This window comes from Aeromonas sp. HMWF017, assembly GCF_003061465.1.
In the GTDB taxonomy this organism is placed as follows: domain Bacteria; phylum Pseudomonadota; class Gammaproteobacteria; order Enterobacterales; family Aeromonadaceae; genus Aeromonas; species Aeromonas veronii.
On the sequence record NZ_QAJD01000127.1, the window covers coordinates 7,446 to 34,130 of the forward strand.

The 26,685-nt window shown below is 60.4% G+C and carries 28 protein-coding genes and 1 riboswitch; of the genes, 6 read left to right on the forward strand and 22 right to left on the reverse strand.

All coding sequences use genetic code 11. The features are described 5' to 3' along the window. Positions 1-1,050, reverse strand: a 1,050-nt coding sequence (locus tag DBR30_RS22155; protein ID WP_258224419.1) for a methyl-accepting chemotaxis protein, incomplete at its 3' end; no start/stop codon positions are given. A 411-nt stretch (positions 1,051-1,461) separates the two neighbouring features. After that, on the reverse strand, positions 1,462-2,118 hold the full coding sequence (gene folE, locus DBR30_RS12295) for a GTP cyclohydrolase I FolE (RefSeq protein WP_005334419.1): 657 nt from the start codon (positions 2,116-2,118) through the stop codon (positions 1,462-1,464). A gap of 309 nt (positions 2,119-2,427) precedes the next feature. Between folE and moeA the strand changes: the two genes are divergently transcribed. Both moeA and moeB read left to right on the forward strand, forming a co-directional pair. Beyond that, positions 2,428-3,654: a molybdopterin molybdotransferase MoeA gene (gene moeA / locus DBR30_RS12300; RefSeq protein WP_108588366.1), complete on the forward strand. Its 1,227-nt coding sequence runs from the start codon at positions 2,428-2,430 to the stop codon at positions 3,652-3,654. Beyond that, entirely contained in the window at positions 3,651-4,406 is a 756-nt protein-coding gene (gene moeB, locus DBR30_RS12305) for a molybdopterin-synthase adenylyltransferase MoeB (RefSeq protein WP_108541449.1), read from the forward strand. Before moeA ends, moeB begins: the two co-directional genes overlap by 4 nt. A gap of 70 nt (positions 4,407-4,476) precedes the next feature. Here moeB and DBR30_RS12310 read toward each other — a convergent pair whose 3' ends face one another. The 16 genes from DBR30_RS12310 to moaA form a co-directional block, all read right to left on the reverse strand. Next, positions 4,477-5,253 (reverse strand): alpha/beta fold hydrolase, encoded by a 777-nt coding sequence (locus DBR30_RS12310; RefSeq protein ID WP_181363567.1) that lies wholly within the window; start codon positions 5,251-5,253, stop codon positions 4,477-4,479. A gap of 91 nt (positions 5,254-5,344) precedes the next feature. Continuing rightward, entirely contained in the window at positions 5,345-6,445 is a 1,101-nt protein-coding gene (modC, locus tag DBR30_RS12315) for a molybdenum ABC transporter ATP-binding protein (RefSeq protein ID WP_375061504.1), read from the reverse strand. Then, positions 6,442-7,122 carry a molybdate ABC transporter permease subunit gene (gene modB / locus DBR30_RS12320; protein WP_108541448.1) on the reverse strand — a complete coding sequence of 227 codons (681 nt, stop codon included), beginning with the start codon at positions 7,120-7,122 and terminating at the stop codon, positions 6,442-6,444. The genes modC and modB overlap by 4 nt, the downstream gene beginning before the upstream one ends. Positions 7,123-7,233: 111 nt before the next feature. Beyond that, positions 7,234-7,962, reverse strand: a complete 729-nt coding sequence (modA, locus tag DBR30_RS12325) for a molybdate ABC transporter substrate-binding protein (RefSeq protein WP_108541447.1) — start codon at positions 7,960-7,962, stop codon at positions 7,234-7,236. Between the two features lie 87 nt (positions 7,963-8,049). Beyond that, the gene (moaE, locus tag DBR30_RS12330; protein WP_064340972.1) at positions 8,050-8,523 is read right to left on the reverse strand and encodes a molybdopterin synthase catalytic subunit MoaE; all 474 of its coding nucleotides are present in this window, start codon (positions 8,521-8,523) and stop codon (positions 8,050-8,052) included. Positions 8,524-8,525: 2 nt separating this feature from the next. Continuing rightward, a complete protein-coding gene (moaD, locus tag DBR30_RS12335) occupies positions 8,526-8,771 on the reverse strand; it encodes a molybdopterin synthase sulfur carrier subunit (protein ID WP_108541446.1) in 246 nt (81 codons plus the stop codon). Further along, positions 8,768-9,292, reverse strand: coding sequence for a cyclic pyranopterin monophosphate synthase MoaC (gene moaC / locus DBR30_RS12340; RefSeq protein WP_108541445.1), 525 nt, complete (start codon positions 9,290-9,292; stop codon positions 8,768-8,770). The genes moaD and moaC overlap by 4 nt, the downstream gene beginning before the upstream one ends. Positions 9,293-9,301: 9 nt before the next feature. Beyond that, on the reverse strand, positions 9,302-9,808 hold the full coding sequence (gene moaB, locus DBR30_RS12345) for a molybdenum cofactor biosynthesis protein B (RefSeq protein ID WP_005344126.1): 507 nt from the start codon (positions 9,806-9,808) through the stop codon (positions 9,302-9,304). A gap of 242 nt (positions 9,809-10,050) precedes the next feature. Continuing rightward, complete coding sequence (locus tag DBR30_RS12350; RefSeq protein ID WP_005353459.1) at positions 10,051-10,641, reverse strand: cytochrome c3 family protein; 591 nt, start codon at positions 10,639-10,641, stop codon at positions 10,051-10,053. Positions 10,642-10,652: 11 nt separating this feature from the next. Further along, a complete protein-coding gene (locus DBR30_RS12355) occupies positions 10,653-11,108 on the reverse strand; it encodes a nitrate reductase cytochrome c-type subunit (RefSeq protein ID WP_005334452.1) in 456 nt (151 codons plus the stop codon). Next, the gene (gene napH / locus DBR30_RS12360; protein WP_108588367.1) at positions 11,108-11,983 is read right to left on the reverse strand and encodes a quinol dehydrogenase ferredoxin subunit NapH; all 876 of its coding nucleotides are present in this window, start codon (positions 11,981-11,983) and stop codon (positions 11,108-11,110) included. The genes DBR30_RS12355 and napH overlap by 1 nt, the downstream gene beginning before the upstream one ends. Further along, positions 11,980-12,714, reverse strand: coding sequence for a ferredoxin-type protein NapG (napG, locus tag DBR30_RS12365; RefSeq protein ID WP_108541444.1), 735 nt, complete (start codon positions 12,712-12,714; stop codon positions 11,980-11,982). The genes napH and napG overlap by 4 nt, the downstream gene beginning before the upstream one ends. Before the next feature lie 14 nt (positions 12,715-12,728). Next, on the reverse strand, positions 12,729-15,218 hold the full coding sequence (gene napA / locus DBR30_RS12370) for a nitrate reductase catalytic subunit NapA (RefSeq protein WP_108541443.1): 2,490 nt from the start codon (positions 15,216-15,218) through the stop codon (positions 12,729-12,731). 101 nt (positions 15,219-15,319) lie between these two features. Next, positions 15,320-15,574, reverse strand: a complete 255-nt coding sequence (locus DBR30_RS12375; protein WP_031227438.1) for a chaperone NapD — start codon at positions 15,572-15,574, stop codon at positions 15,320-15,322. A 29-nt stretch (positions 15,575-15,603) separates the two neighbouring features. Next, entirely contained in the window at positions 15,604-16,146 is a 543-nt protein-coding gene (gene napF / locus DBR30_RS12380; RefSeq protein ID WP_108541442.1) for a ferredoxin-type protein NapF, read from the reverse strand. 239 nt (positions 16,147-16,385) lie between these two features. Next, on the reverse strand, positions 16,386-17,381 hold the full coding sequence (moaA, locus tag DBR30_RS12385) for a GTP 3',8-cyclase MoaA (RefSeq protein WP_108541441.1): 996 nt from the start codon (positions 17,379-17,381) through the stop codon (positions 16,386-16,388). Next, a riboswitch (molybdenum cofactor riboswitch) is annotated at positions 17,369-17,509 on the reverse strand. Its footprint overlaps the gene before it by 13 nt. Positions 17,510-17,587: 78 nt before the next feature. Between moaA and narQ the strand changes: the two genes are divergently transcribed. The 3 genes from narQ (at position 17,588) to DBR30_RS12400 (ending at position 20,617) form a co-directional block, all read left to right on the forward strand. Continuing rightward, positions 17,588-19,300 (forward strand): nitrate/nitrite two-component system sensor histidine kinase NarQ, encoded by a 1,713-nt coding sequence (gene narQ, locus DBR30_RS12390; protein WP_108541440.1) that lies wholly within the window; start codon positions 17,588-17,590, stop codon positions 19,298-19,300. Then, complete coding sequence (narL, locus tag DBR30_RS12395; protein WP_005334471.1) at positions 19,300-19,938, forward strand: two-component system response regulator NarL; 639 nt, start codon at positions 19,300-19,302, stop codon at positions 19,936-19,938. Before narQ ends, narL begins: the two co-directional genes overlap by 1 nt. A gap of 103 nt (positions 19,939-20,041) precedes the next feature. After that, positions 20,042-20,617 carry an LON peptidase substrate-binding domain-containing protein gene (locus tag DBR30_RS12400; protein WP_005334473.1) on the forward strand — a complete coding sequence of 192 codons (576 nt, stop codon included), beginning with the start codon at positions 20,042-20,044 and terminating at the stop codon, positions 20,615-20,617. Between the two features lie 249 nt (positions 20,618-20,866). Here DBR30_RS12400 and DBR30_RS12405 read toward each other — a convergent pair whose 3' ends face one another. Beyond that, on the reverse strand, positions 20,867-22,963 hold the full coding sequence (locus DBR30_RS12405) for a hybrid sensor histidine kinase/response regulator (RefSeq protein WP_181363568.1): 2,097 nt from the start codon (positions 22,961-22,963) through the stop codon (positions 20,867-20,869). A gap of 31 nt (positions 22,964-22,994) precedes the next feature. Further along, complete coding sequence (locus DBR30_RS12410; protein WP_108541439.1) at positions 22,995-24,179, reverse strand: FIST signal transduction protein; 1,185 nt, start codon at positions 24,177-24,179, stop codon at positions 22,995-22,997. Positions 24,180-24,292: 113 nt separating this feature from the next. Here DBR30_RS12410 and DBR30_RS12415 point away from each other — a divergent pair, with 113 nt between their 5' ends. Next, a complete protein-coding gene (locus DBR30_RS12415; protein WP_108541438.1) occupies positions 24,293-25,207 on the forward strand; it encodes a gluconeogenesis factor YvcK family protein in 915 nt (304 codons plus the stop codon). A 39-nt stretch (positions 25,208-25,246) separates the two neighbouring features. Here DBR30_RS12415 and DBR30_RS12420 read toward each other — a convergent pair whose 3' ends face one another. Next, complete coding sequence (locus DBR30_RS12420; protein ID WP_019446543.1) at positions 25,247-25,582, reverse strand: Hpt domain-containing protein; 336 nt, start codon at positions 25,580-25,582, stop codon at positions 25,247-25,249. 312 nt (positions 25,583-25,894) lie between these two features. Further along, complete coding sequence (locus DBR30_RS12425) at positions 25,895-26,683, reverse strand: class II glutamine amidotransferase (protein ID WP_108541437.1); 789 nt, start codon at positions 26,681-26,683, stop codon at positions 25,895-25,897. Between the last annotated feature and the right edge of the window lie 2 nt (positions 26,684-26,685).

Below are 26,685 nucleotides of genomic sequence, written 5' to 3' on the forward strand. Positions count from 1 at the left end.
TACCACTTCGCTGCCGGCAGCGGAGGTGCGGGAGGCATCCTTGGCGGCGCTCATGGCATCCGTGGTGTTGCGGGCCACTTCATTGACGGTGGACTGCATCTCGTTCATGGCGGTCGCCACCTGGGAGACTTCGTTCTGCTGGATGGCCATGCCGCTGGCGGACTGGCTGGAGATGGCGCTCACCTCCTCCACTGCGCTGCTGAGTTGGCTCACGGAGCCGGCGATCTCGCTCACCAGATCGGAGAGGGAGCCCTGCATCCGGTTGATGGCGGAACCCAGTTGGCCCAGTTCATCGCGGTTGAAGCGGCTGTCACGGATCCACTGCTGCAGTTCGCCCTGACCCAGATCGCCATTGGCAATACGCTGGGCCTGACGGGCCAGCATGATCAGCGGGTCGCGGATCTGGCGGGTCAGTACCACGGAGAGCACCACCACAAGGATCAGACCGAGCACCAGCGCGATGGTGACACTCAGATTGGCGGATTGATAAGAGTCGACAATATCGCTGCGGGATTCAGACGCATAACCATGGTTAATCTGGATAAGGGAGGCCACTGACTTGCTCAGCGCGGTATAAAGGGGAACCCCCTCCTCAAGGAAGATGCGTTGGGCTTCGGCAAGCTGATCGCTGTCTTGCAGCTGTTTGACTCGCTGGTGCAGGGCGACGTAACGATCCCAGTCAGATTTCACCGTATCGAAGGTACGGCGCTCCGCCACATCCTCAGGCCAGATCGTCTTGTCATGGGCAATCAGCTGCTGCGCGATCGAGTTAAGCTGTTGACTGGCAATATTCCGATATTCAGCCCTTTTCAGCGGCTCGGCAGCCACCACGAAATAACCCAGCTCATAACGACGCAACTCACCGAGAGAATCCCCGATCGCGCTGGTGCGATTGACCGCTGGCAAGATGCTGTCGGTAAACCGGATGGCAACATCATTCATGTTGCCAAACTGGACAAGGGCAAAACCGCCGATAAAGGCGACCATCAAACCGAGCACGGCAAAGCCGGCTGTGAGTTTTTTACCTATGGTCATGGTACTGGTATTCATGGGATATCCTGGTGGTCGTTAAATTCGTAGCACTCGTCCGGTTCACGCCCTCCTGGCATGAACTATCTGGCCACCTGTTCAGTGGCGCACCATCCAACCTTGATGAATATCTCTGAATTCCATGAGCGGCAGCGAGAGCCGTGAGGGGGCGCTAGAGTAACCGGATTGTGACGGTTCGGAAAGAGTCTACCCGGTTACTTTTTGTAAGGTGAAAACGAGGTTTTTTTCGTGTTCGATTAAATATACCGCTCAGATGAATAAATCGGAAAAATGCATAACGTTTGCATAAGGCAAGCAGCGCGGGTCAAGCCGTTGCAGGCCGCCACTCTCATCCGGGACCAATGAAAAACGCCAGCAATGGCTGCTGGCGTCTCGTTTATTCAGCAGGGCGGTTACAAAACAACCGCCATCTTATCCGCGCAGGCCGCCCAGAAATTCGGCCCGGGTATCGGGCTGGGTCTTGAACACCCCGCCGAGGGAGGTGGTGGTGGTATAGGAAGTGGAGTCCATCACGCCGCGCGCCTTGACGCAGTAGTGGGTCGCCTTGATGCTGATGGCCACATCCTTGGTGCCGAGCAGGGTCTGTAGCGCCAGCAGGATCTGCTGGGTCAGCCGCTCCTGCACCTGGGGACGACGGGCGAAGAACTGCACGATGCGGTTGATCTTCGACAGGCCAATCACCTTGCCGCGAGGGATATAGGCCACATGGGCCATGCCGTCGATGGTGACGAAGTGGTGTTCGCAGGTGCTGGTGAGGCTGATATCCCGCACCATGATCATCTCGTCCACCTGCATCTTGTTCTCGATCACCGTCACCTTGGGGAAGGTGGAATAGTCGAGGCCTGAGAAGATCTCGTTGACGTACATCTTGGCGATCCGGTGCGGTGTCTCGGCCAGACTGTCATCGGTCAGATCCAGCCCCAGCGTCTCCATGATGGAGCGCATATGGCCTTCGATCTTCTCCCGCTTCTGCTGGCTGTTCAGCTCGTTGGTGACCAGGGGAGTTTCCAGTCCCTGGGCTTCGAGGGCAGCCCTGACCAGCAAGGCTTCCGGACTTAAGGTTGTCATTATCTTCTCTCCCACGCTCAGGGACTGTGAGGGCCGCTCAAGGAGCAACCCCTTATGTTATGGCGACGCACAGGGCCGACGGTATCGCTGTAATGGTCGCCACACGGGATGTGACGGCCATCTGTTATGGCGGCATAGTAAACGGCCATTGCCGCCAAGATTCAAGTCAACTTGTGCGTCACCTCATACTTTATGGCCATCTACCCCCGTTTTAGCGCCGATTACCCCGAGATTCCCTCGAGATAACCTGCCCATCCCCGGGGATTTTTGTGATAATCCCGCCTTCAATCATAGAAAGAGGTCATGACGATGGGATTTGATACCAGCGGACTACTCCCCTTAAGCGATGCCCTGCAAGGGATGCTGGAACAACTCGCCTGCTGCTGCGATAGCGAGCAACTGCCCCTGCCAGAGGCCCTTGGCCGGGTTCTTGCCAGCGACATCGCCTCTCCCCTCGCCGTGCCCCCCTTCGACAACTCCGCCATGGACGGTTACGCCGTGCGCCTTGCGGATCTCGCCAGCGGCACCCCGCTCATCATGGCGGGCAAAGCGTTTGCCGGTCAGCCCTATCAGGGCGAGTGGCCCGCCGGCCACTGCGTGCGGATCATGACCGGCGCCCCGGTTCCCGCAGGCACCGATGCGGTGGTGATGCAGGAAGAAACGCAGGCCGACGGCGATCGGATCACTTTTCTGGCACAACCCGAACCGGGCCAGAATATCCGCCGCGCCGGCAGCGATATCGGCAAGGGCGCCTGCGTGCTGCCAGCCGGTACTCGCCTCACCCCAAGAGAGATGCCACTGCTGGCCTCCCTCGGCGTGGCTTCCGTCACGGTGCGTCGCCCGCTGAAAGTGGCCATCTTCAGCACCGGCGACGAGCTCAAACCGGTCGGTACCCCGCTTGCCCACGGCGATATCTATGACTCCAACCGCTACGGCGTGCGGGCCATGCTGGCGCGCATGGGCTGCGACTGCCTCGACCTTGGCATTATCCCCGACGACCCGGCCCAGCTACGCGCCGCCTTTATCCGCGCCGACGAAGAGGCCGATGTACTCATCACCACCGGCGGCGTCTCGGTGGGGGAAGCGGACTTCACCAAACAACTGCTGGACGAGCTCGGCGAGATTGGCTTCTGGAAGCTGGCCATCAAGCCGGGCAAGCCGTTTGCTTTTGGCCGTCTGCCCCGCGCCTGGTTCTTCGGCCTGCCGGGCAACCCCGTCTCCGCCATGGTCACCTTCGATCAGCTAGTGCAACCGGCGCTGGCCAAGCTGGCGGGCCAGCACTTCGAGCGCCCGCTCCAGCTGCAAGCCATTGTGGCCGAGCCACTCAAAAAGAGCCCGGGCCGACTCGACTTCCAGCGCGGCATCCTGAGTCAGGGACCGAACGGCCTCGAGGTGCGCAGCACCGGCTCGCAGGACTCCGCCGTGTTCAGCTCCCTGTCGCAAGCCAACTGCTACATCGTTCTTGAACGGGAACGGGGCCTCGTCGCCGCGGGCGAGACGGTGACCGTGGAGCCATTCGGGGGATTGCTGCTGTGAGCGAGATCCTGAGCGACGCCGAACTGCTGCGCTACAACCGCCAGATCATCCTCAAATCCTTCGACTTCGAGGGACAGGAGGCGCTCAAGCAGGCCCGTGTGCTGGTGATCGGCGCCGGTGGCCTTGGTTGCGCCGCCAGCCAGTATCTGGCGGTGGCCGGGGTTGGCCAGCTCACCCTGGTCGATTTCGACACGGTGGAGCTCTCCAACCTGCAGCGTCAGGTGCTACACAACGATGAGCGAATTGGCCACTACAAAGTAGACTCTGCCGCCCAGTCGCTGCGTGCGCTCAATCCCTGGCTCAAGGTGGAGACCCACGCTGCCGTGGCCGACGAGGCGCTGCTCGATACCCAGCTGCCCCGACATCAGCTGGTGCTCGATTGCACCGACAACCTGGCTATTCGCAACCTGCTGAATCAAAAGGCACGTCAGCACAAGGTGCCGCTGGTCAGTGGCGCCGCCATCCGACTGGAGGGACAGCTCTGCAGCTTCACCTGGAAGGATAATGAGCCCTGCTACGCCTGCCTCAGCGCCCTGTTCGGCGAGCAGGCCCTCACCTGTGTCGAAGCGGGAGTGCTCGCCCCCGTGGTGGGTCTGGTGGGCAGCCTGCAAGCGCTCGAAGCCATCAAGATCCTGGCCGGCATGGGAAAAAGCTACAGCGGACGCCTGTTGATGATCGACGGCCTGAGCGGCACCTTCCGCGAGATGAAGCTACCCAAGCGCCCCGACTGCCCCGTCTGCTCCCATCCTTGACGCAAACGGGATCAAAAAAGCCGAACCCTGTGGTTCGGCTTTTTGGTACCTGCACCTAACAACCCCTTCCTCAATGGGTCGTGAGGATCCGTTGCAACAGGTGATTAAAGCCCGAGGGGTCTTCCGCAGGCCAGGCGTGGTGGCCGTTGGGGGTGTGGATGGTGGCGTTGGGCAAGGCGGCAAACTGCTCTACCCGTTTGGCCAGCGGCAGGTAGTCGTGACTGGTGGAGATGATGGCCACCGGCTGCCAGATGGTGCCGAGCCGGGCGCGTACAGACCAGCCGGGTAACGCCTCCAGCAGCGCCTTGTAGGTTTTCTTTTTATTGCGCACGAAACGCAGCCGGAAGGTGTGGCGCACCTGCGCCAGATCCGGGCCCGGGAAGAGCTCGCGTCCCAACCACCAGGCGAGGGGGCGCATGCCAAACCAGCGCAGCCACTTGAGGCGCTGGGCGTAACGCTCCTGCTCTTTGGGTGTCTCCAGCAGAAACTCGCTAAAACCGTTGACCAGCACCAGCCCCTGCACCTTGTGGGGCAGTTGCAGCGCCAGCTCCAGCGCGACCATGGCCCCGAGCGACAATCCCACCACCCAGGCGGGGTCTGGCTGCTCGTCGAGCCAGTTCACCACATCGGCTGCCAGGGCCGCCACATCGAACGGCCCCTCCTGCATGCTCTGGCCGTGGCCGCGCAAGTCCAGCGCCACCACCCGGTAGTGTTCGGAAAACCGTTCGATCTGCGCCTGCCAGTCGAGGCTGGAGGAGCCCAGCCCATGCAGCAGCAACAGCAAAGGGCCCTCCCCCGCACTGCGCAGGGCAAGACCGTTGAATTTCATCACCTGATTGCGGCGCATCAGTGTATTGCCTCTCGACTCATCACCTGAACCATCTCTTGTTGTTATGTTGCCCGTGGCCATCCTGCCACGTTATCAGCACGGCGCTCAATCAGCCTTCGCTGACCAGACTCACCGCCTTGATATAAGCGTAGATCTGCTGCTCCGGCGCCAGCGCCAGCCGCCTGGCGGAGCGGCTGGTGATCCGGGCCAGCAGTATCTGCTCACCCAGCGCCAACTGCAACAGAGTCTGGCCGGGGCACACCTCGCGCACCGCCAGCAGACGGGTGACGAGACAGTTGGAGAGACTGGAGTGCTCGATGGGTGCCGTGGCAATCACCACATCCCGCCCGGCCACCTTGATCTGCAAAGGGCCGCTCTCATCCGGCACATGGGTCATGGTGACCCGCAGTTGCTGCTCACCGAGCTGCAGGGTCGCCATCTGCTCCTCTTCATCGTAGTGAGAGAGGGTCGCCGCCAGCATCACCCCGGCATCGTCGCGACTGGCGAGCGATAGATCGATGCGGGCGAAGATTTCGCTCGGCCTGCCTTGTGCCTCGACCCTGCCACCTTCCAGCAGCACCAGCTGATCGCAGAGCAGGCTCACCTCCTCCATGGCGTGGCTGACGAAGATCATCGGGATACCGCTCTCCTGCTGCAACCCCTTGAGCACATGGGCCTGATGGATGCGGCTACGCCGATCGAGCGCCGAGAAAGGCTCATCGAGCAGCAGCAGATCGGGCTCGGCCAGCAGCGCCCGCCCCAGCGCAACCCGCTGGCGTTGACCGCCAGAAAGTGCATGGGCAGGTTGCCCCAGCAGATCGGCAAAACCGAGCCGAGCAGCCAGCGCTTCGGGCTGCCAGCGCCCTCGCCCCTTGCGGGCCGCCAGTTGCAGATTGCCGAGCACCGTCAGATGGGGGAAGAGCCGTGAGTCCTGAAACACCAGCCCGATCCGGCGCGCTTCGGGCAGCAGTTGAGCATACTCCCGATCGCGCCACAGCAAGCGATCCCCGTTTTGGCGATCGAGCCCGGCGATGATGCGCAGCAATGTGCTCTTGCCGCAGCCTGAAGGGCCGAACAGGCCGAGGATCCCCCCCAGCTCGAGGGTCAGAGCGCAATCGAGGGTAAAGGAGCCAAACTCGCGCCGGACATGGAGGTTCAGGGCATGGCGGTGCGGCTCGTTCACTGGCGGCATAGTGGCGGGCAGGTTCATCCAAACACTCTCCGCTGTCTGCGCTGCAACACCCCGTAGACCAGCACCAGCATCACCAGCGAGAAGGCCATCAGGCCGCCCGCCAGATAGTGGGCGTGTCGGTAATCCATCGCCTCCACATGATCAAACAGGGCGATGGAGAGCACCTGGGTCTCGCCGGGGATATTGCCGCCAATCATCAGCACTACGCCAAACTCCCCCAGGGTGTGGGCAAAGCCCAGCGCCGCCGCCATCACAAAGCTCGGCAGAGTCATCGGCAAGATGATGTGGAAGAAGCGCTCCAGCGAGCCAAGCCCCAGGGTAGCGGCAGCTTCCAGCTCCTTGTTGCCCATGTTGACGAAGGCGGAGGTGAGCGGCTGCACCACGAACGGCAGCGAATAGAGAATGGAGGCAAACAGCAGGCCGAGAAAGCTGAAGGCGAGCGGGGCGCCAAAGGTGTCGCGCCACCAGGCGCCGAAACCATATTCGGGGGAGAAGGCGAGCAGCAGATAAAAACCCAGTACCGTGGGAGGCAGCACCAACGGCAGTGCCACCAGCGCCTCCACCAGCGGCCGCAGCCGGTTCTGACTGCGCGACAGCCACCAGGCCAGCGGCGGTGCCAGCAACAGCAAAATCGCTGTGGTGCAGGCCGCAAGCTTCAGGGTGAGCCAGACCGCCAGCAGATCCCCTTCACTCATTGCCGACCTCCCGGTTGATAAATGCCCCCAACGACATGGTCTCCATCCTTATTGCAAAGAGTGGCCGACCCGAAGGCCGACCACTCAGGGTATTGCATCAGGCCCATCCCCTTATTGGGGCAAGGCATAACCAGCTGCCTTGATCTGTGCCTGACCCGGCCCCTTGAGCCAGGCCACCAGCGCCTCGACCGCACTCCCTTTCTTCAATACCAGCCCCTGCTGTTCGATGGGGGGATAGAAGTCAGCCGGTACGGCCCAGGCTTCACCGGTCTTGTCCGCTTCCACCAGATTGGCCCAGGCGACAAAGCCCAGCTCGGCATTGCCGGTGTCGACAAATTGCCAGGTCTGGCCGATGTTGGCGCCGGTCAGCAGCCGGTACTGCTTGGGATCGATCTTGAGATGGGTGAGGGTCGCCATGGCGGCAGCACCATAGGGTGCTGTGCGGGCATTGGCGATGGCGAGGTTGCCTTTCCAGCTACGCAGGGTCACCTCGTCAGGGGCCGGCCCCCCCTTCTTCCACAGCCCCAGCTGGCCGATGGCGTAGGTGAAGCGATCGCTCCCCTTGCCCTCTTTTTCCAGCTTCTCGGGGGTCGCCACATCGGCGGAGAGGAAGAGATCGAACGGTGCGCCGTGACTGATCTGGGTGTAGAGCACCCCGGTGGCGGCAGATGAGATGGCCAGGGTGTGGCCGGTCTTGGCGGTGAACTCCTTGCCGATACGATCCATGGTGCCCTTGAAGTTGGCCGCCACGGCCACTTTCACTTCATCAGCCTGCACGGCACCGGTATGCAAGGTGGCGGCGCAGACGCCTGCGATGACAACAGATAACAGCGGTTTCATTCCCTTTCTCCTGATGGGGCCCGCACATCCGCGCCCCTTGGCGGGGCCGTGGTTCCCGTTGAACCTGCGCCCCTCGTGATGAACAGGTCAGGCTTGCCAGCGGGCAGCGGCGGCGTTGTCGCTCTCCTTGGCCTCGACCCAGCGTTGCACACCCTCGGCGGTCAGCTCTTTTTTCCAGAACGGCGCCCGGGTTTTCAAGAAATCCATGATGAAGTGACAGGCGTCAAAGGCGGCGTCGCGGTGGGCACTGCTCACCGCCACCAGCACGATCTGATCGCCAAGCCACAACTCGCCGATACGATGAATGAGGGTACACTCCTGCAGCGGCCAGCGGCGGCGGGCCTCCTGCACGATATCGGCCAGCGCCTTCTCGGTCATACCGGGGTAGTGCTCGAGGGCCAGCCCCTTCACCTCCTCCCCCTGATTGAAGTCGCGCACCTTGCCAACGAAGGTGACGATGGCGCCACTGTCGGGGCGGGTGGCTAGGCGGGCATATTCGTCCGCCAGCGAGAAATCCTCCCGCTGGACCAGAATGCGATCGGTCATGGTTGCCTCGCTCATCCTTAACCTCCGGTCACCGGTGGGAAGAAGGCGACCTCATCGCCATCGTTGATGGAGGTATCGAGGGGCACCAGGGTCTGGTTGACCGCGACCAAGAGCTTGCCTGCTTCCAGCGCCAGCGCCCACTTGTCGCCGCGCTCACAGAGCGCTGCGCGCAGTTGTTCGGCGGTGGCGTAGTCGCACGGCAGGTTCAGCTCGTCACACGCTACCAGCTCTCTTACTTGCGCAAAAAACAGTACCTTGATCATGCTTGTTCCCCGCTCGTTAACCCCAACTGAAAATGGCCGGACTTGCCGCCCTTTTTCTCTACCAGCCGCACCTGTTCGATCACCATGTCCTTTTGTACTGCCTTGCACATGTCGTAGATGGTCAGCGCCGCCACCGATGCCGCCGTCAGCGCCTCCATCTCTACCCCGGTCTTGCCGGAGAGCTTGCAGAGGGTGCGGATATGCACCCGATTCTGCTCGGCCAGCGGCACTATCTCCACCTCGACTTTGGTCAAGGCCAGCGGATGGCAGAGTGGGATAAGATCGGAGGTCTTCTTGGCGGCCATGATGCCTGCGATGCGGGCGGTGGCGAACACATCCCCCTTGTGGTGCTGGCCGCTCAGGATCAGCGCCAGCGTTTCGGGGGCCATGGCAACAAACGCCTCGGCGCGGGCTTCGCGCTCGGTCACCTGCTTGTCGGTCACATCCACCATATGGGCTTCGCCGCTCTGGTTCAGATGCGTCAGGTTGGGCTGGGTCTGCTTGGGATCGGTCTGGTTCATCGCTTGCTCTCAGAGGTGGGAGACAAAGTTGCACGGCTTGGTGCGGGCATCGAGCTGATCGCGGATCAGTTGCTCCCAACCCAGCTGACAGGCGCCGGTGGAGCCCGGCAGACAGCAGATCAGGGTGCGATTGGCGAGTCCCGCCAGCGCACGGCTCTGCATGGCGGAGCCTTTAATCTCGGCAAAAGAGAGTTGACGGAACATCTCGCCAAAACCCTGTACGGTGCGCTCGAACAGCACACCGACCGCTTCCGGCACCCGGTTCTGTTCGTTGAAGCCGGTACCGCCGTTAATCAGTACCACCTGCACCCCCTCATCGGCGATCCACTCGCTCACCCGCGCGCGGATGCGAAACAGGTTGTCCGGGCAGAGCGCCCGATCGGCCAGCTGATGGCCCGCGTCGGTAAGGGCCGAGACCAGATAGTCGCCCGAGCTGTCATCGGCGGCGGTGCGGCTGTCGGAGACCGTCAGCACGGCGATCTTGAGGGGAATAAATGCGTTGTGTTTCTGTCCCATCGGGCAGCTCCTTGTGGCTATGGGCCGTCAACGAGGCAGGAAGAGAAGGGGTATGAGAGGCCAGCTGTCAGGGCGCAAAAACGGACGCAGACAGGGGTGACCAACTTGCTCAAGCGTGTGACGGCGGGCTGATTCTATCAAAGGTTTCACGAGATATGGGATTTAAAAGACACACAAATCTGATGCTTGTCCCATATATGAACAAAACGCAGGCCGGGCAAACCCGGCCTGTCGTCGCAGGATCAGAACCCTTTCACCCCGGTCATGTCGGGCAGCTGGTGAGCTATCCCCTTGTGACAGTCGATGCAGGTACTTTCACCACTGGCCAGATTGGTAGAGTGCATCTTGGCGGCACGCTGCCCCTGCAGGGAGAAGTCCATGTACTCGAAGTTGTGGCAGTTGCGGCACTCGCGCGAATCAGTCTCTTTCATCCGCTGCCACTCCCGCTCCGCCATCTCGCGCCGGTGTGACTCGAACTTCTCGCGGGTATCCACCTTGCCGGTGATCATGCCCCACAGCTCCTTGGAAGCCTGCACTTTGCGGATGATCTTGTAGGTCCACTCATGGGGTACGTGACAATCCGGGCAGCTGGCCCGCACACCGGAGCGGTTGGCGTAGTGGATGGTATCGCGATACTCCTCGAACACGTTGTCCTTCATCTCGTGACAGCTGGTGCAGAAGGCCTCGGTGTTGGATGCTTCCATGGCGGTGTTGAAGCCACCCCAGAAAATCACGCCACCGAAGAAGCCCATCAGCAGGATGACCCAGAGAGCCGCCTTCGATGGTGACTTGAAGGTGGTCCACAGACGCTGGATAAAGCCGGGTAATTTCATCTATGGATTCCTCAGTTCAGCGCTTCAACCGGTTTAAAGGTATTTTCCACCAGCGGCTTGGCATCCGCTTGCGGGACATGGCACTGCAGGCAGAAGTAGCGACGCGGCGACACTTCGCCCAGGGTCAGGCCGTCGCGGGTCTCGAAGTGAGTCGGACTGATCTTGGGGGCCTTCATGGCGCTGGCATTCTTGAAGCTGTGGCAAGCCAGGCACTTGTTGACCTTGGTGTCCACCTCATAGTTGCGAATGTCGTGGGGGATCAGCGGCGGCTGATGCATGTACTGGCGATCGTAGGGCGCGCCATCCTTGCGGAAGTTTTTCAGGGGTGCGGCGGTGGCATCGGTCACCAGATCGGTGGCGCCACGCTCGGACTTGAGGCCACCGGTACTGTTGGTGATCTCGGGGGCCGCTGCCATCAAGGATCCCGCCATCAGGCAGGCCAGCATTGCTCCAATCAGCTTTTTCATTATTTGTTCTCCGACGTTTTTTCTGCCTTGACGGCAAAACCTACAGTGATTTCAAAAACTTGTTCCGCGCAGACATCGATGCAGCGGCCACAGTTGGTACACTCCTGAGCCGCAATCAAGGGCCCGTGACCTCGCTTGGCACCATGAACAGGCCCGCGCAGGATGGGACGCTCCGGGCAGACCGCATAACAATCCATGCAGTTGTTGCACCGCTCGCGCCCCTTGGCAGAAATCTTGATAAATCCGACCCGGTTGACCAGGGCATAGAAGGCCCCCACCGGACAGAGATGACCGCACCAACCCCGCTCAACCACGAAGAGATCGAACAGGAACAGCGCTGCAAGCAGGGCCCAGCCCGCCCCCATGCCAAACAGCAGACCGCGCATGGCGAGCGACACAGGATTGACCAGCTCCCACGCCATCACCCCGACCACCGCTGGCACCACCAGCACCATGGCCAGCAGCCAGTAGCGAGTCGTGCGGCTGAACTGGCCGTTGCCCTTGAGGCCAAGTCGCCCCCTGAGCCAGGCCGCCGCATCCGTGATGAGGTTGACCGGACAGACCCAGGAGCAGAACACCCGCCCCCCGACCAGCCAGTAACCGACCAGCACAATGGCTGCCCCCAGCCAGAGTGAGGTGATGGGCCAGTGGCCCGCCGCTGCTGACTGCAGCAGGGTCAGCGGATCGGTGAGCGGCACCGTCTCCAGCAACAGCGAGCTGGAGAGGTTGCCCTTGAGGATCCAGACACCCGCCAGCGGCCCCGGCAGGAACAATGCGAGCACACCGAACTGACTGAGCCTGCGCAGCAGCAGGAAACGGTGGGAACGCCACCATCCCAGCTTGATGCGCGCCTCGGCCCCCGGATAACGACTCATAGTCCCTCCGGTTTACGGGTTGGTAGAGTGAGCCTGTCGCCAATAAGCGACTTGCCCGCCTTCGCCTTCTCTTCCCAGCCAAGCCGGTAGTGATGACCCAGCTCCCCCTTGGCGAGCTGGCGAGGTAGCACCTTGATGGCAGCCTCCTCCAGCACGCAGGCATGCTCGCACTTGCCACAGCCGGTGCAGATATCGCTGTGCACCGTGGGCAGGAACATGGCGTGCTTGCCGGTACGCTGGTTGTGCTGCAGCTCCAGGGTGATCGCCTTGTCGATCAGCGGGCAGACCCGATAACAGACATCGCAACGCAAACCCAGATAGTTGAGGCAGGTCTCGTGATCGATGAGCACTGCCACCCCCATCCGCGCCTGATCGATGTCGGTCATCTGCTGATCCAGCGCCCCGCTCGGACAGGCCACCACGCAAGGGATGTCATCACACATCTCGCACGGGACGGCGCGAGCCTTGAAGTAGGGAGTCCCCGTGGTCACCGGCTCAAACAGCCGGGCGATCTTGAGGGTGTCGTAGGGGCACGCCTCGACGCAAAGTCCGCAGCGCACGCAGGCGCCGAGGAACTCAGCTTCGTCGAGGGCGGCGGGCGGACGCAGCGCCTGAGCCGGCACTGCATGCACCTGCTGGCGGGCCATGCCGCCGAGCCCCACGCCAAGCAGGCTCACACCGCAAGCCCCCTTGGCCATGTCGGCCAGAAACTGGCGACGACTACGACTCATCTCGACTCCTCGCCTCAGGCCTTCATCACCTTGACGGCGCACTTCTTGTAATCCGTCTCTTTGGAGAGCGGATCGGTGGCGTCCAGGGTCAGCTTGTTGACCAGCTGGCTCGCATCAAAGAAGGGCATGAAGACCAGTCCCTTGGGCGGACGGTTGCGGCCACGGGTCTCGACCCGGGTTTTCACCTCGCCACGGCGGGAAGAGACGATCACCTCTTCACCACGACGCACGCCGCGGGCCTTGGCATCGTCCGGGTGCATGAAGAGCACCGCATCCGGGAAGGCACGATAGAGCTCGGGCACCCGACGGGTCATGGTGCCGGTGTGCCAGTGCTCCAGCACGCGACCAGTGGAGAGCCACAGGTCGTACTCTTTATCCGGCGACTCGGCGGCGGGCTCGAACGGCAGGGCGAAGATGACCGCCTTGCCATCTGGCTTGCCATAAAAACGCACTCCCTCGCCCGCTTTCACGTACGGGTCAAACCCTTCGCGATAGCGCCACAGGGTCTCTTTGCCATCCACCACCGGCCAGCGCAGACCGCGCGCTTCGTGGTACTGATCGAACGGCGCCAGATCGTGGCCATGGCCACGACCAAAGGTGGCGTACTCCTCAAACAGACCCTTCTGGACGTAGAAACCGAAGTGCTCGGCGTCGTCGTTCAGCAGCCCTTTGCTCTGCTCTTTCGGGAACTGGTTGACCTGACCGTTGGCATAGAGCACGTCGAACAGGGTTTTGCCCTTCACTTCCGGCATCTTGGCAATCAGCTCAGCTGGCCACACTTCCTCGACCTTGAAGCGCTTGGAGAACTCCATCAGCTGCCACAGGTCGGACTTGGCCCCTTCCGGCGCTTTCACCTGCTGGTGCCAGAACTGGGTACGGCGCTCGGCGTTGCCGTAGGCTCCCTCTTTCTCCACCCACATGGCGGTGGGCAGGATGAGGTCAGCGGCCTGGGCGGTAACAGTCGGGTACGGGTCAGAGACCACGATGAAGTTGCGCGGGTCGCGATAGCCAGGCAGACGATCGGTATTCATGTTGGGACCGGCCTGCATGTTGTTGTTGCACATCACCCAGTAGGCGTTGAGCTTGCCATCCTTGAGCATGCGATCCTGCAGCACGGCGTGGTAACCCACCTGCTCCGGGATGGTGCCTTCCGGCAGTTTCCAGATCTTCTCGGCGATGGCGCGATGCTTGGGATCGGTCACCACCATGTCGGCCGGCAGACGGTGGGCAAAGGTGCCCACTTCCCGCGCGGTACCACACGCAGAAGGCTGACCAGTCAGTGAGAAAGGACCATTACCCGGCTCGGAGATCTTGCCGGTCAGCAGGTGGATGTTGTAGCAGAGGTTGTTGGCCCAAACGCCACGGGTATGCTGGTTGAACCCCATGGTCCAGTAAGAGACCACCTTCTTGCTCGGATCGGCATAGAGCTTGGCCAGCTTTTCCAGCTTCTCTTTGGAGACGCCGGAGAGCTTGGAGACAGACTCCACATCGTAGTCGGCCACAAACTTGGCAAACTCCTCGAAGGTCATCGGTGTGGCATCGCCGCTGTCCGGGTTCTTCGCTTTCTGCTGCAGCGGGTTGGTCGGGCGCAGACCGTAACCGATGTCGGTGGCACCTTTCTTGAACACGGTGTGCTTGTTGACGAAGTCCCAGTTCACCTTGTCGTTCTGGATGATGTAGTTGGCGACATAGTTGAGGATCGCCAGATCGGTCTGGGGGGTAAATACAATGCCGTTGTCCGCCAGTTCGAAGCTGCGGTGCTCAAAAGTGGAGAGCACGTGCACCTGTACATCCGGATTGGAGAGACGACGATCGGACATCCGCGACCAGAGGATGGGGTGCATCTCGGCCATGTTGGAGCCCCACAGCACGAAGGCATCGGCCTGCTCGATATCGTCATAGCAGCCCATCGGCTCATCCATGCCGAAGGTACGCATAAAGCCGACGACCGCGGAGGCCATGCAGTGGCGGGCGTTGGGGTCGATGTTGTTGGTACGGAAACCTGCCTTCATCAGTTTGGCGGCGGCGTAACCTTCCCAGACGGTCCACTGGCCTGAACCGAACATACCGACGGCAGTCGGCCCCTTCTCTTTGAGGGTGGCCTTGAACTTCTCGGCCATGATGTCGAAGGCCTGATCCCAGCTGATGGGAGCAAAGTCGCCATCCTTGTCGAACTTGCCGTTCTTCATCCGCAGCATGGGCTGGGTGAGGCGATCCTGACCGTACATGATCTTGGAGAGGAAGTAGCCCTTGATGCAGTTGAGGCCACGGTTGACCGGTGCATCGGGGTCGCCCTGAGTCGCCACGACCCGACCATCCTGAGAGCCCACCAGCACGGAGCAGCCGGTACCGCAGAAGCGGCAGGGAGCCTTATCCCAATGGATGGCCGTCTTGTCGGTACTGGTGATGAGATTGGCTGCCAGCGTGGGGGCACTGACACCGGCCACGGCAGCGGCAGCTGCCACCGCGTTGGCCTTCATAAAGTCGCGTCGACTCAGCTTCATGGCATATCCTCACATTGCTTATCGCGTAATAGTTGTCGAATCTGTCGAACGGGAGCCAGCCATCAGCGGCAGAGGGCACGCCCGGCATCCCATCACTCTTTTCAGTGACCGCCCAGTTCATCGAACTGGTGGTAAATCAGGGCGGCTGAGAGCACACCCGGCATCGCCTGTATCGCATCAATGGCCGCCATGATCGGCCGCTGGCTCGGACCTTCCAGGGTCACGACCAGCTTGCCCTCGTCACTGACGGCGTGGATCTCGGCCCCTTCAAGGGCGCCAATCTGCTCGGCGAGCTGATGGCGCAATGGGGGCTGGGTCAGCACCACCAGACTCGATACATGGAACTCCTGATCCACTGTGGCTTCTGTGTCACACGGCTTCTGACTCATTCTGACTCCTGCTTGAGGGTGGGCTGGCTCGCACCACCGGATGGGACGGCTCGCCCGTCGACCTTGATGCTGCCAACCGGACAATCCTGCACACAGGCGCCGCAGCCATTACAGCGATCCGGCTCGACCGTCGGGGTAGGCACACGCCCCAGCACCGGAATAAAGCGAATGGCATTGGGCTCACAGCTGTCCTGACAGCGCTGGCAGAACACCTGACCATTGGCCAGACAGTTGGCTTCGATATGGGCCTTATAGTGCCAGGGGAACTCGCTGGTCGGGCGAAACAGCGGCGCCTTGCAGACCGTGACGCACTCGGTGCAGAAGGTGCATTCGCCACGCTGGAAATCGACCACCGGAAAACCGCCCTCGCCATTCACCAGGATCTGCTCCGGACAGGCCGCCAGACAGTCCCCGCAGCGGGTGCAGTCGGCGACAAATGCCGACCAGTTGACTGACCAGGGCAACTGCACCGGCGGTTCGGCAGTTCTCAACCGCCCCCGGAACAGGCCGCGGCGGGCAAGATCGATCTCATCCGGCATGTTGACTCCTGTTCTGGTGAAAAAGGGGACAGTGCGAGTCCATGATTGGCATTCTTGATACCAATTATAAGAGTGGGTGTATATTGCGGCCCTGACAAGGTAAGGGATATACCACCAGGGAGATAAACAGGGGGGATTCTTGCGCCAGATCAAAGCCTTGCAGCGCAATAAAAATGGAGGTATCGGTTAAAATACCTCCATGTGAGGATTGCTATTTAATCGTTGGCGATTTTTTGCGGTTATCCGCCGATCGAGGCGAGATGAGGGGTGATGCCGGCATTGCCCTCATGGAGACGATGGGTAGCACTCTTGCCCGCCAGTGCCGCGCGAATGCGCTGTTGCAGCTCATCAGATTGTCCATCTGCGCCGAGCAGATCCCGCAAGTCGATGCCGTTGTCACCAAACAGGCACAGATGCAGCTTCCCCAGCGAGGAGACCCGCAGCCGGTTGCAACCGGCACAGAAATCCTTGCTGTAGGGCATGATAAGCCCCACCCCACCCTGCGATTCCGGATGCATGAATACCTGCGCCGGACCGTCATCCGTGCCCCGCAACTGCTGCACCCAGCCGCTCTCCAGCAAGCGCTGTTTAATCTGTTCGCCGCTGACATGATGGTCACGAAACAGGGTATCCATCTCGCCGGTCTGCATCAGTTCGATAAAGCGCAACTCGATGGGCTTGTGCCTGATCCAGCCCAGAAAGGCATCAAGCTGGTAGTCGTTGAGCCCCTTGAGCAGCACCGCATTAATCTTCACCGATTTGAAACCGGCGGCCAGTGCTGCTTCGATCCCCTCCATCACCTCCGCCAGCTTGTTCTCACCGGTGATCTGGTGAAACTGGCGCGGGTCGAGACTGTCGACACTGACATTCAGCGCGTTGAGTCCTGCATCAAACCACTCCTGGGCCCGCTCCTTGAGGCGATAGCCGTTGGTAGTCATGGCGACCTTCTCGATACCCGGAGTAGAGGCAATCACCCTGACGATCTCGGTGAAATCGCGGCGCAGGGAGGGCTCGCCCCCCGTGATGCGCACCTTGCGGGTACCCATGGCGGCAAAAACGCTGACCACACGGCGGATCTCGTCAATCGAGAGAAAGGGTTGACGCCCCGCTTTGTGACCTTCTGGAGGTCGATAACCGTCAGGCAAGCAATAGGTGCAACGGAAATTGCACACATCGGTCACTGACAGACGCAAATAGTAAAAACGACGGGAAAAACCATCTTCAAGTGGCAACATAAACACCTTTCCAAATACGGGAGGCCAGGGCATTTCTTTCCTGACCCTTACAGCTCGAACGTCGGCTGACGGCTGGTTTCCCCCTATCGCTAGGACTTAGGCAAAACCGCTCGGAGTTCATCTAGTTTTTCGATGCTAACACAAGTTGGAGTACACTCCCACGCATCTTGCGGGGTCCTTATCACTATTCAGAGGTGCGCATCAGTATGGGAAAACGGTTCAGGGTCCATTCGGTCAGCAGTGCCATTGGCCGCGCCATGGTGTTGATCCTCTTTATGGCCAGCCTGATCGCGCTGGTCGCCATGGTCACCCTTTTCTACTCGGTACCCGATGCCAAGGCGATCAACCTCTCCGGTTCGCTGCGGATGCAGGCCTACCGGATGGCCTACGAAATCGAGCGGGGCGACAGCGTGCTGGGGCGCCTCTCCCAGTTTGAAGAGACCCTGCACGCCGAAGAGCTGCAGGAGACCCAGCGCTGGATCACCCCCGCCTCCCTGCGTCGCACCTATGGCGAGGTGCTCGGCCAGTGGCAGGTGATGCGCCAGCACATCGAGGATCGCACCCCCAGACGGTACACCGATAACACCGAGCAGTTTGTGGCTGCCATCGACAATTTCGTCAATCAGATGCAGTACCACGTGGAATTCAAGGTGCGGATGCTGGCACTGGCAGAGGGGCTCGGCCTGCTGGCCATCATCACCATCGCCTGGTTCACGGTGCGCTTCACCCGCCAGCAGGTGGTCGCCCCCCTCAACCAGCTGGTCTACTGCGCCCGCCAGATCCAGCGGCAGGATTTCGATCTTCAACTGCCCGCCCACGGCGAAAACGAGCTGGGGGAGCTGTCGCGCGCCTTCGTCACCATGGCGGACGAGCTGGGCAAACTTTATCGGGAGCTGGAAAACAAGGTGGAAGAGAAAACCGCCAAGCTGCAACAGGCCAACGACACCCTCTCGTTTCTCTACTCGACCGCCCAGAAGCTGCACGCCGCCCCGCTCAGCACCCGTACCCTCATCAAACTGCTGGACCGCGCAGCCGCCCACCAGCATATCGACCACATCCGGCTGACCCGCTTCGAGCACAACGCCATGCCGGTCTATATCTCGGGGCGCACCGGCTGGCCCGGTGATCTCGATGCGGTCGCCAGCTTCTATCTGCAGATGGATGAGCAGGAGTTTGGCCGCCTCGACATCATCAGCCAGCACCCCATCGATGAGCGGTTGATTAAAAACTTCACCATGCTGCTGGCTCAGGTGCTGCACAAAGACCAGACCCTGCTGCAACAGCAGCGACTGCTGCTGATGGAGGAGCGGGCGGTGATCGCCCGGGAGCTGCACGACTCGCTGGCGCAGGCCCTCTCCTACCTCAAGATCCAGTCTACCCTGCTCAAACGCTCTTACGCCAAGGGGCAGCATGACAAGGCGCGGGAGGCGATGCAGCAGATCGACGAGGGGCTTAGCAATGCCTATACCCAGTTGCGCGAACTGCTCGGCACCTTCCGTCTCACCATTGGCGATGCCAATCTGGGGGAAGCGATCCGCGTCATGCTCGATCAACTGCAGCCTCAGACCCAGGCCGAAATCCGGTTCCATTACGGACTGGCCGACAACGACCTGGAGGCGGGCCAGCATATCCACATATTGCAGCTGATCCGTGAGGCAGTGCTCAATGCCATCAAACATGCCAACGCGCAAGTGATTGATGTTAGCTGTGAGACCCTCGCCAGTGGTAACATTGAGGTTCAGATTTCAGATGACGGTGTCGGGATCGGACTCGCCAGCTCGGCGATCAACCATTACGGGTTGAGCATCATGAACGAGCGCGCCAGCAAACTGCACGGTCTGCTGACCATCAACGAGCAGCAACCACAAGGCACCTGCGTGCATCTGACCTTTCCCACCAGTCTAGCGAGAGACGCCTGATGGACGAGATGAAATACACAGTTCTGGTCGTAGATGACCATCCCCTCATGCGCAAAGGGATTGTGCAGTTGCTGGCTCTGGAAGAGAACATGGAGGTGACCGGTGAAGCCTCCAACGGCACAGATGCCGTGGCATTGGCCAAAGAGTCCGAGCCGGATCTGATCCTGCTCGACCTCAATATGAAGGGGCTCTCCGGCCTCGATACCCTCAAGGCGCTGCGGGCCGAAGAGATCACCTCCCGGGTGGTGATCCTCACCGTCTCCGATGCCCGTCAGGATGTGGTGGCTCTGCTCAAGGCCGGTGCCGACGGCTACCTGCTCAAGGATACCGAGCCTGATCTGCTGCTGGCCCAGCTGGCCGACGTGATGACCGGCAAGCAGATTCTGAGCGAACCGCTACGCCCCTATCTCGAAAACATCTACGAGCTGGATCACCTGCAGCAGAAGCTGGAAAGCTTAACGCGTCGCGAAATGCAAATCCTGCGCGAAATTGCAAAAGGCCTCTCCAACAAACAGGTCGCCTCGGTACTCCATATCTCCGAGGGAACGGTCAAGGTTCACGTGAAGAGCCTGCTGAAGAAACTCGAGGCGCAAAGCCGCGTGGAAGCGGCTGTCATGTATCTGGAGCAGCGCAACTAAGCGCCCTCAACCGCCCGAAAAGCCACCCTCCGGTGGCTTTTTTCATTCTCTGGCACAGTCGCTGCATTGTCATATTCAGCAACTACTCAATGGAGGATGGAACATGAAACTACAACCTTTGGCACTGTTCCCCTTGCCTTCCCACATACTGCCGGGCGGCAAGCTTCCTCTGCGTCTGTTCGAGCCACGCCACCTGCAGATGCTCAAGGAGTCATTCATCAACGATCAGGGCTTTGGCATCGTGATGGAAGAGTCGACCACCTCGGGACAATCCGGCCGCATTCTGCCGGTGGGCACCCGGGTCAAGGTGACCGACTTCTACACCCTTAATGATGGCCTGCTAGGGGTGACGGTACTGGGACTGGAGCGCTTCTGCATCCACGAGATGGAAACAGACGAGATGGGCCTGCGTCGGGCCAAGGTGGAGATGCTGCCCAACTGGCCGAGCACCCACTCAGATTTCAACGACAAGCTGCTGGTCAATCGCCTGCGGGAAGTGTTCGAGCAGTATCCGGAGCTTGATGAGCTCTATCCGGACAAGCGTTTTGAAGATGCCGCCTGGCTCTGCCAGCGCTGGCTCGAGATATTGCCGATGCCGATTTATGAAAAGCAGATGCTGATTGCCAAACAAAACAGCGAAGCAGCCCGTAAATTCCTGCATCGCCTGATTTCACAATGACAAAAACAGCGTTGCAAAATGCAATTATTCCAACAATGAAAATGTGAAATTCGCATTTTGCGAGTAAGTAGGAACGCAAAACGCCATAACAAGAGAGAGCCGCTGCGCTAAACGGCCAAAATTGAACACAAAAGAGTCCCAAAAAAGTTGGCACAGATTTTTCATATAGAATGATACAACCCGATTTATCCCGTGCTCTCTTCAGTATTTGCTGAAGAACTGGTCAACCCACAAAGTTGACCATTTTTTTTATCCGCGCGTCGGCAACCGCTGACCAAAGTGACGCTGCAAACACTCTCTCAGCCGTGACAAGGTGATAGGCTTGGCGAGAAAGTCATCCATCCCCTGCGCCAGACAGCACGCCTTGTCCTCCGCCATCGCATTGGCCGTCAGGGCGACGATAGGCATAGTACATCCCAACTCACGCAAGCGCCGGGTGGCTTCCAGTCCGTCCATCAGGGGCATCCGCATATCCATCAGGATCAGATCCGGGAGCTGCTCATCCACCTGCGCCAGCGCCTCCAGACCATTGGCAGCCAGCCGTACCTTGCCCACCAGTTTTTGCAGCATCAGCGATACCACCAGCTGATTTACCGGGCTGTCCTCCACCACCAGCACATCCAGTGGCAGTAGTGCCGAAGCCCCCTCCTCCCGCTGCGGCTGGCTATGACAAGGCAGCGCCATACCGGGCAGCTCGAACCAGAAACAGCTTCCCTTGCCCGGCTCACTCTTCAGGTGGATCTCTCCCCCCATAAGCGTCACCAGACGCTTGCTGATGGCAAGACCGAGGCCGGTACCGGAAAAACGCCGGGTGGCCGAGTTGTCGACCTGGGAGAAGGGTTCAAACAGCAGCGCCTGATCCGCATCAGCGATCCCGATCCCGGTGTCGGAGACCGAGATCAGCAGCTTCTCATCCTGCCAACCCAGGTGCAGTGTCACCTGCCCCTGTTCGGTAAATTTGAGGGCGTTGTCCAGCAGATTGCCCATCACCTGCGACAGACGCATCGGATCTCCCTGTAACTCCCGGGGTACCGACTCATCGACCCGATAAACCAGCGCAATCCCCTTGGCGGTCGCGCGAGCTTGCAGCGGTTCGACCAGAGATTGGCAAAGCTGGACGGGTTGCAGGGTCTCGCAGTGAAACACCAGGGTTTGCGACTCAATTTTCGAAAAATCGAGCACGTCGTCGATGATGGTTTGCAGCAATCTGGCCGAGTGGGTGGCATGGCGCAGCAGGCTCTGTTGCTCCGGCGCCAGCTCGGCATGCTGCACCAGATCGAGCATCCCCAACACCGCATTCATGGGCGAGCGGATCTCGTGGGTCATCATGGCGAGAAACTGGGACTTGGCACGGTTGGCCGCTTCGGCCTCATCCCGTGCCCTCGCCAGCTCCTCTTCCCTACGGATCTGGTTGCTGATATCCCGGGCAGTGCCGCGATAACCGATAAACAGGCCATCATGGTCAAAACAGGGCTCGGCGCTCACTTCCATCCAGCAGGGGCCGTGTTGCAGCGCAACCTGCATCCGCACCCCTCGCACCGGCTGGCGCAGCTCCAAAAGCTGCAGGTATTTCTGGGCATCGCAGCTCTGCTTGTTGCAGACGTAGTCATAGAGGGTCGGCCGGGTCGCCTGCGGGGTCATCTCATCCAGATAACCCGGCTCAGAGGCATAACTGAGGCGATGCTCGGCATCTGTCTCCCAGAACCAGTCAGAAGCCATGGCGGCGAAGCTGCGAAAACGGCGTTCGCTGGCCTGCAGCGCCTCGGTTTTTACCGCGACCTGCTCCTGCAAGCGGGCCCGATAGGTGATGTTGACCAGCGCTTGGGCGATGAGCGGACGGCAACGCTCCATGGCGGCCTTGCTGGTGAGATCGAAGGTGCCCGCCCGAGCGTGGCGGCAGATGAGGGTGGCGGTAAAACCTGGGGCCTGCAGCCCGGTCAGCATCACGCTGGCCCACCCCGGCTCGCTTGCCAGCGGCGCCAGCTCGGGCAGCTGGGCGGGATCGTAAATCACCAGGGTTTCACCCGAGATGGCGCGGGCAAATGCCGGGGTCATGCGCCAACTGCGGGCAGCGAGCATAGGCTCGGTACTGAGGTGGGTACACCCCTGCTCCCCTTCCCAGGCCACCACATCCGCGTGCTCAAAGCCGATAAAGGGTTTGAGCACCTGGATAAGGCTCTCCAGCACCTGCTCCAGCGTCTTGGCATCGGCGAGGGTGGCAACCCCCCCCAGCAGAGTCTGGGACTCGTGACGATACTTGGCCTCGCGCTCACGGCAACGCATAAGGTCGACCAGCGTGGTCTGCAATTTGTCGCCGAGGGCTTCCAGTTCACTGTTGCCAATCATCTTGTTGCCTGCTCTGTTATGTTCTGCCGACTCAACGGGTCAGGAAAATCACGCTCGATACCATCAGGTTGCCGTGAGCCAGCTCGCCATTGGGCAGCCGCCCCTGCTCGCCGAAGGTAAAGGGGGTGATAAAAGGGATCTTGCCGAGGCGAGCCTGGCTCTGCTCGACAAATTGGCACAACATATCACCTAGCGCCAAACGGCAACCAGCACAAAAGATGATGAGAGCGCCGATAGGCTGCAATTCCACATCGACCCCATACCCGGGCTCGACGCGCATGGCATTGAGGCTGCGCTGCAACAACCCTTCCTGACTGCTGTACATCAACAGCAGACGCTCCCCTTGCACCACATCGGTAAAGAGCCGCAGCCCGCCCTGTTCAGTCACCGCTTCGGGGTGGGAGAGTTTGTAGTAAGGAATGCCATCCAGCGCTCCCACCTGACGGGCCAGCGGGGTGAGCGTGGTCTCCCGCAAAATCGCCCCTACCGGCCAGGGCTGTTCGCGCCCGCACCAGCGGGCATAGACCTCGGCGGCTGGCTGGTGATCGATGGTGAGTACCTCCCGCCCGTTGCAGGCGGTGATCTCGCCGCTGAATTCGGCAGGCACATAGCCCGAGTGAAACTGAAAGGCCAGCTGGCAATCGGGATAGAGCACCGCCAGACCGATGCCATCCTGAGCCACCGCCTCATCCCAGCAGAGCTGCCAGTCACCGCTGACACTGCTATCAGCCGCGGATCCACCGACCACCGGCACCGAGGCACCGAGTTCGGCCTCGATACCGGCCAGCAGCCCCTCTTCCTTGCCGGGACTGGCATGAAACAGGATCAACTGGGGCAGCTCCCCCGGCCGACCACAGTCCCTCATGGCTCGGCGCAGCAACTGCCGCACATCCACCCCGTCACCGCTGGCACCGGCCACCCCGAATGCCCCTTTCTCGTCGTACAGGGCAGCAGCGGCCAGCCCATATCCGTCTCGGGCGTGGTGTCCCATCTCGGTCATGACACCACCGCAAGAGCTGCACCCAAGCAGGCGGGTCGTCGGGAACTGGCGTTTGAGCGCGTCGCGCAGTATCGCCCCGTCATGGGCTTGGGTAAAATAGAGTAACAGCAGGGAGGGGGCCTGATCGGCATGGTGGCGCAGCTGCGCGCAGATATCTTGGGCCGCCAGCGATGAATTCTGGGCGAGGGAGTGAACGGTCAGAAATTTCAACACCATCTCCTTGTTTTATCGAATGGCAGCCTCAAGCAAAAATCATACCTTTATCAAACAATTATCTCGCTTCGCTTGCTAACATAGCGGTCAACTGAGACCAATAACAGGACGCCCATATGTGGCAAAAAAACATCAATGACTTCGATCGGGTCGTTGCCATCGGTGGTGGCCACGGCATGGGACGAGTGCTTTCGTCCCTCTCGTTTCTCGGTCAACGGCTCACCGGCATCGTCACCACCACAGATGATGGTGGCTCGACCGGACGCCTGCGCAAGAGTCAGGAGTGCATCGCCTGGGGCGATCTGCGCAACTGCCTGAACCAGCTGGTGACCGATCCCAGCATCGGCAGCCTGTTGTTCGAATACCGCTTTGCCGGCAAGGGCGAGCTGGCGGGCCACAACCTTGGCAACCTTATGCTGCTGGCGCTCGATAATCTCTGTGTCCGTCCTCTTGATGCTATCAAGCTGATCAGTGACATGCTCAAAATCGAGTCACAATTGCTACCCATGTCTGAATTTCCCACCGATCTCTGCGCCCATATGGAGTGTGGCACCCAGATCCTGGGAGAGGTATCCATCGATCAACTGGCAACACCGCCTCTCTCCCTCGGCCTGATGCCGGAGGTGCAAGCGACCCGGGAAGCGGTGCTGGCATTACAGCAGGCGGACATGATCATTCTTGGGCCGGGCAGTTTTCTTACCTCCATCATGCCGCCACTACTGCTGGCCGAGATCGCCCAGGCCATCAACGAGAGCAGCGCCATGCTGGTTTTCGTTTGCAATCTGGTGGCGGAAAACGGTCCTGCCAGCCAGCTGGACCTGATGAGTCAGTGTCGCTGGCTGGAGTCCCGGGTCGGTCAGGGTCGGCTGGATGCCATCCTGACCCCACAGGGCGCGGGTGATGCGGGGGACTGGCAAGGGCGTGTGATCGAAGCCGAGCTGGGCGAGCTTGAGCTGCCCCATCGGCACGATCGGTTGAAGCTGAAACTGGCGCTGGACCGGATCATCCAGCAACTGCTCAACCAGCGTTAGGCAACGGTCACGGCGCCCCGGCATCCCTGCATGGCGCCGTTACTGATAATCGGCAAGAAACGCCAGCACCTGGGGCAAGGAGGCCTCCAGCAGTTGCAACTGGCGCTCTGCCTCGGCCACATCGGCCTGCTTGCTGGCCATCTCCAGCGCCATCACCTGCTGATAACTCGGTATGGCGCCATAGCTGCCACAGGATGATTTCATGCTGTGCGCCACCCGAGCCAGCGCCTCCCACTCTCCCTGTTCATAGAGGGGTCTGAGCTGACTCAGCTGCTCGCCCACCTCTTCAATAAAGACTGCGATGACCACGGGCAGCATATCCGGACCGATATCCTCTGCCAGCTGCTGCAACACCTTGCGATCCACCCACTCCATGCGAGGCTCCTCCTGAACAGTATTCAAACAGACCATACTATAGATAGTTTTCGATGTCGTGGCTCACGGCCAGGCAGTGATGAAGCACCCGATTGGATGGCTCAGGGAATAAAGTGGCAAAAAATGTGATCGGCATCAAAATAGCGACGCAGAAACGCCCGTCAAGACAACAACTTCATTGCTGCAAATTAACAATTGATCAACACTCGATGCCATCAGAGTGATGATGCTCAGCAACACCTCTCATCCCTTTTGCCTTTTATGGCTGCTGCGAAGAACCAGGGTAGGAATCTACCCTGGTATTTTTTTATCTCACTCAGGCACGCCCTGATTGGTCGCCACCCGCTCCCCCATGCGAAACAGATTGAATTCGCCGGGCGCCATTTTGACCCAATTCTCATTGCCAGTCAGCGGACGGGTGGTGATCAGGGTCACCACATCGTTGGGGGTGGTCTCGCTTTGAAAGTCGATCACCACCTCCTCATCCAGCAGGCTCGCCTCGCCAAAGGGCGCACAGCGGGTCAACCAGTGCAGGTTGTTGCTGCAGTAGCTCATCACATACTCCCCGTCCGAGAGCAGCATGTTGAACACCCCGAATGCTCTGAGATCGTCACACAGGGTGGCGAGATAGCGAAACATGGCGGGAAAGTTGGCCGGACGCTTGGGATATTTTTGCTCCAGCCGATCGAGCAGCCAGCAGAAGGCGTGCTCACTGTCGGTATCCCCCACCGGCCGGTGGCGGCCGGTGGGCAGCTTCTTGTAGCCGGTCAGCTGACCGTTGTGGGCGAAGGTCCAGTAACGCCCCCACAACTCACGGGTAAAGGGGTGGGTATTTTCCAGCGACACGCAGCCACGGTTGGCCTGCCGAATGTGGCTGACCACAGCGCAGCTCTTGATGGGCAGCGCCTGTACCAGTCTGGCGATGGGAGATTGGGCGCTGGGCTCGGGATCCTTGAAGGTGCGAAAGCCCTTCCCCTCGTAGAAGGTGATCCCCCAGCCATCCTTGTGGGGCCCGGTCTTGCCGCCGCGCAGCATCAACCCGGTAAAGCTGAAGCAGATATCGGTCGGCACATTGGCACTCATGCCGAGCAGTTCGCACATAT

Excerpts from the sequence above, each read along its gene's own strand:
- folE (WP_005334419.1), bottom strand. The coding sequence starts at position 2,118 with ATGACAACCTTAAGTCCGGAAGCCTTGCTGGTCAGGGCTGCCCTCGAA.
- moeA (WP_108588366.1), top strand. The coding sequence starts at position 2,428 with ATGGGATTTGATACCAGCGGACTACTCCCCTTAAGCGATGCCCTGCAA.
- DBR30_RS12310 (WP_181363567.1), bottom strand. The coding sequence starts at position 5,253 with ATGCGCCGCAATCAGGTGATGAAATTCAACGGTCTTGCCCTGCGCAGT.
- modC (WP_375061504.1), bottom strand. The coding sequence starts at position 6,445 with ATGAACCTGCCCGCCACTATGCCGCCAGTGAACGAGCCGCACCGCCAT.
- modB (WP_108541448.1), bottom strand. The coding sequence starts at position 7,122 with ATGAGTGAAGGGGATCTGCTGGCGGTCTGGCTCACCCTGAAGCTTGCG.
- modA (WP_108541447.1), bottom strand. The coding sequence starts at position 7,962 with ATGAAACCGCTGTTATCTGTTGTCATCGCAGGCGTCTGCGCCGCCACC.
- moaE (WP_064340972.1), bottom strand. The coding sequence starts at position 8,523 with ATGAGCGAGGCAACCATGACCGATCGCATTCTGGTCCAGCGGGAGGAT.
- moaD (WP_108541446.1), bottom strand. The coding sequence starts at position 8,771 with ATGATCAAGGTACTGTTTTTTGCGCAAGTAAGAGAGCTGGTAGCGTGT.
- moaC (WP_108541445.1), bottom strand. The coding sequence starts at position 9,292 with ATGAACCAGACCGATCCCAAGCAGACCCAGCCCAACCTGACGCATCTG.
- moaB (WP_005344126.1), bottom strand. The coding sequence starts at position 9,808 with ATGGGACAGAAACACAACGCATTTATTCCCCTCAAGATCGCCGTGCTG.
- DBR30_RS12350 (WP_005353459.1), bottom strand. The coding sequence starts at position 10,641 with ATGAAATTACCCGGCTTTATCCAGCGTCTGTGGACCACCTTCAAGTCA.
- DBR30_RS12355 (WP_005334452.1), bottom strand. The coding sequence starts at position 11,108 with ATGAAAAAGCTGATTGGAGCAATGCTGGCCTGCCTGATGGCGGGATCC.
- napH (WP_108588367.1), bottom strand. The coding sequence starts at position 11,983 with ATGAGTCGTTATCCGGGGGCCGAGGCGCGCATCAAGCTGGGATGGTGG.
- napG (WP_108541444.1), bottom strand. The coding sequence starts at position 12,714 with ATGAGTCGTAGTCGTCGCCAGTTTCTGGCCGACATGGCCAAGGGGGCT.
- napA (WP_108541443.1), bottom strand. The coding sequence starts at position 15,218 with ATGAAGCTGAGTCGACGCGACTTTATGAAGGCCAACGCGGTGGCAGCT.
- napF (WP_108541442.1), bottom strand. The coding sequence starts at position 16,146 with ATGCCGGATGAGATCGATCTTGCCCGCCGCGGCCTGTTCCGGGGGCGG.
- moaA (WP_108541441.1), bottom strand. The coding sequence starts at position 17,381 with ATGTTGCCACTTGAAGATGGTTTTTCCCGTCGTTTTTACTATTTGCGT.
- narQ (WP_108541440.1), top strand. The coding sequence starts at position 17,588 with ATGGGAAAACGGTTCAGGGTCCATTCGGTCAGCAGTGCCATTGGCCGC.
- narL (WP_005334471.1), top strand. The coding sequence starts at position 19,300 with ATGGACGAGATGAAATACACAGTTCTGGTCGTAGATGACCATCCCCTC.
- DBR30_RS12400 (WP_005334473.1), top strand. The coding sequence starts at position 20,042 with ATGAAACTACAACCTTTGGCACTGTTCCCCTTGCCTTCCCACATACTG.
- DBR30_RS12405 (WP_181363568.1), bottom strand. The coding sequence starts at position 22,963 with ATGATTGGCAACAGTGAACTGGAAGCCCTCGGCGACAAATTGCAGACC.
- DBR30_RS12410 (WP_108541439.1), bottom strand. The coding sequence starts at position 24,179 with ATGGTGTTGAAATTTCTGACCGTTCACTCCCTCGCCCAGAATTCATCG.
- DBR30_RS12415 (WP_108541438.1), top strand. The coding sequence starts at position 24,293 with ATGTGGCAAAAAAACATCAATGACTTCGATCGGGTCGTTGCCATCGGT.
- DBR30_RS12420 (WP_019446543.1), bottom strand. The coding sequence starts at position 25,582 with ATGGAGTGGGTGGATCGCAAGGTGTTGCAGCAGCTGGCAGAGGATATC.
- DBR30_RS12425 (WP_108541437.1), bottom strand. The coding sequence starts at position 26,683 with ATGTGCGAACTGCTCGGCATGAGTGCCAATGTGCCGACCGATATCTGC.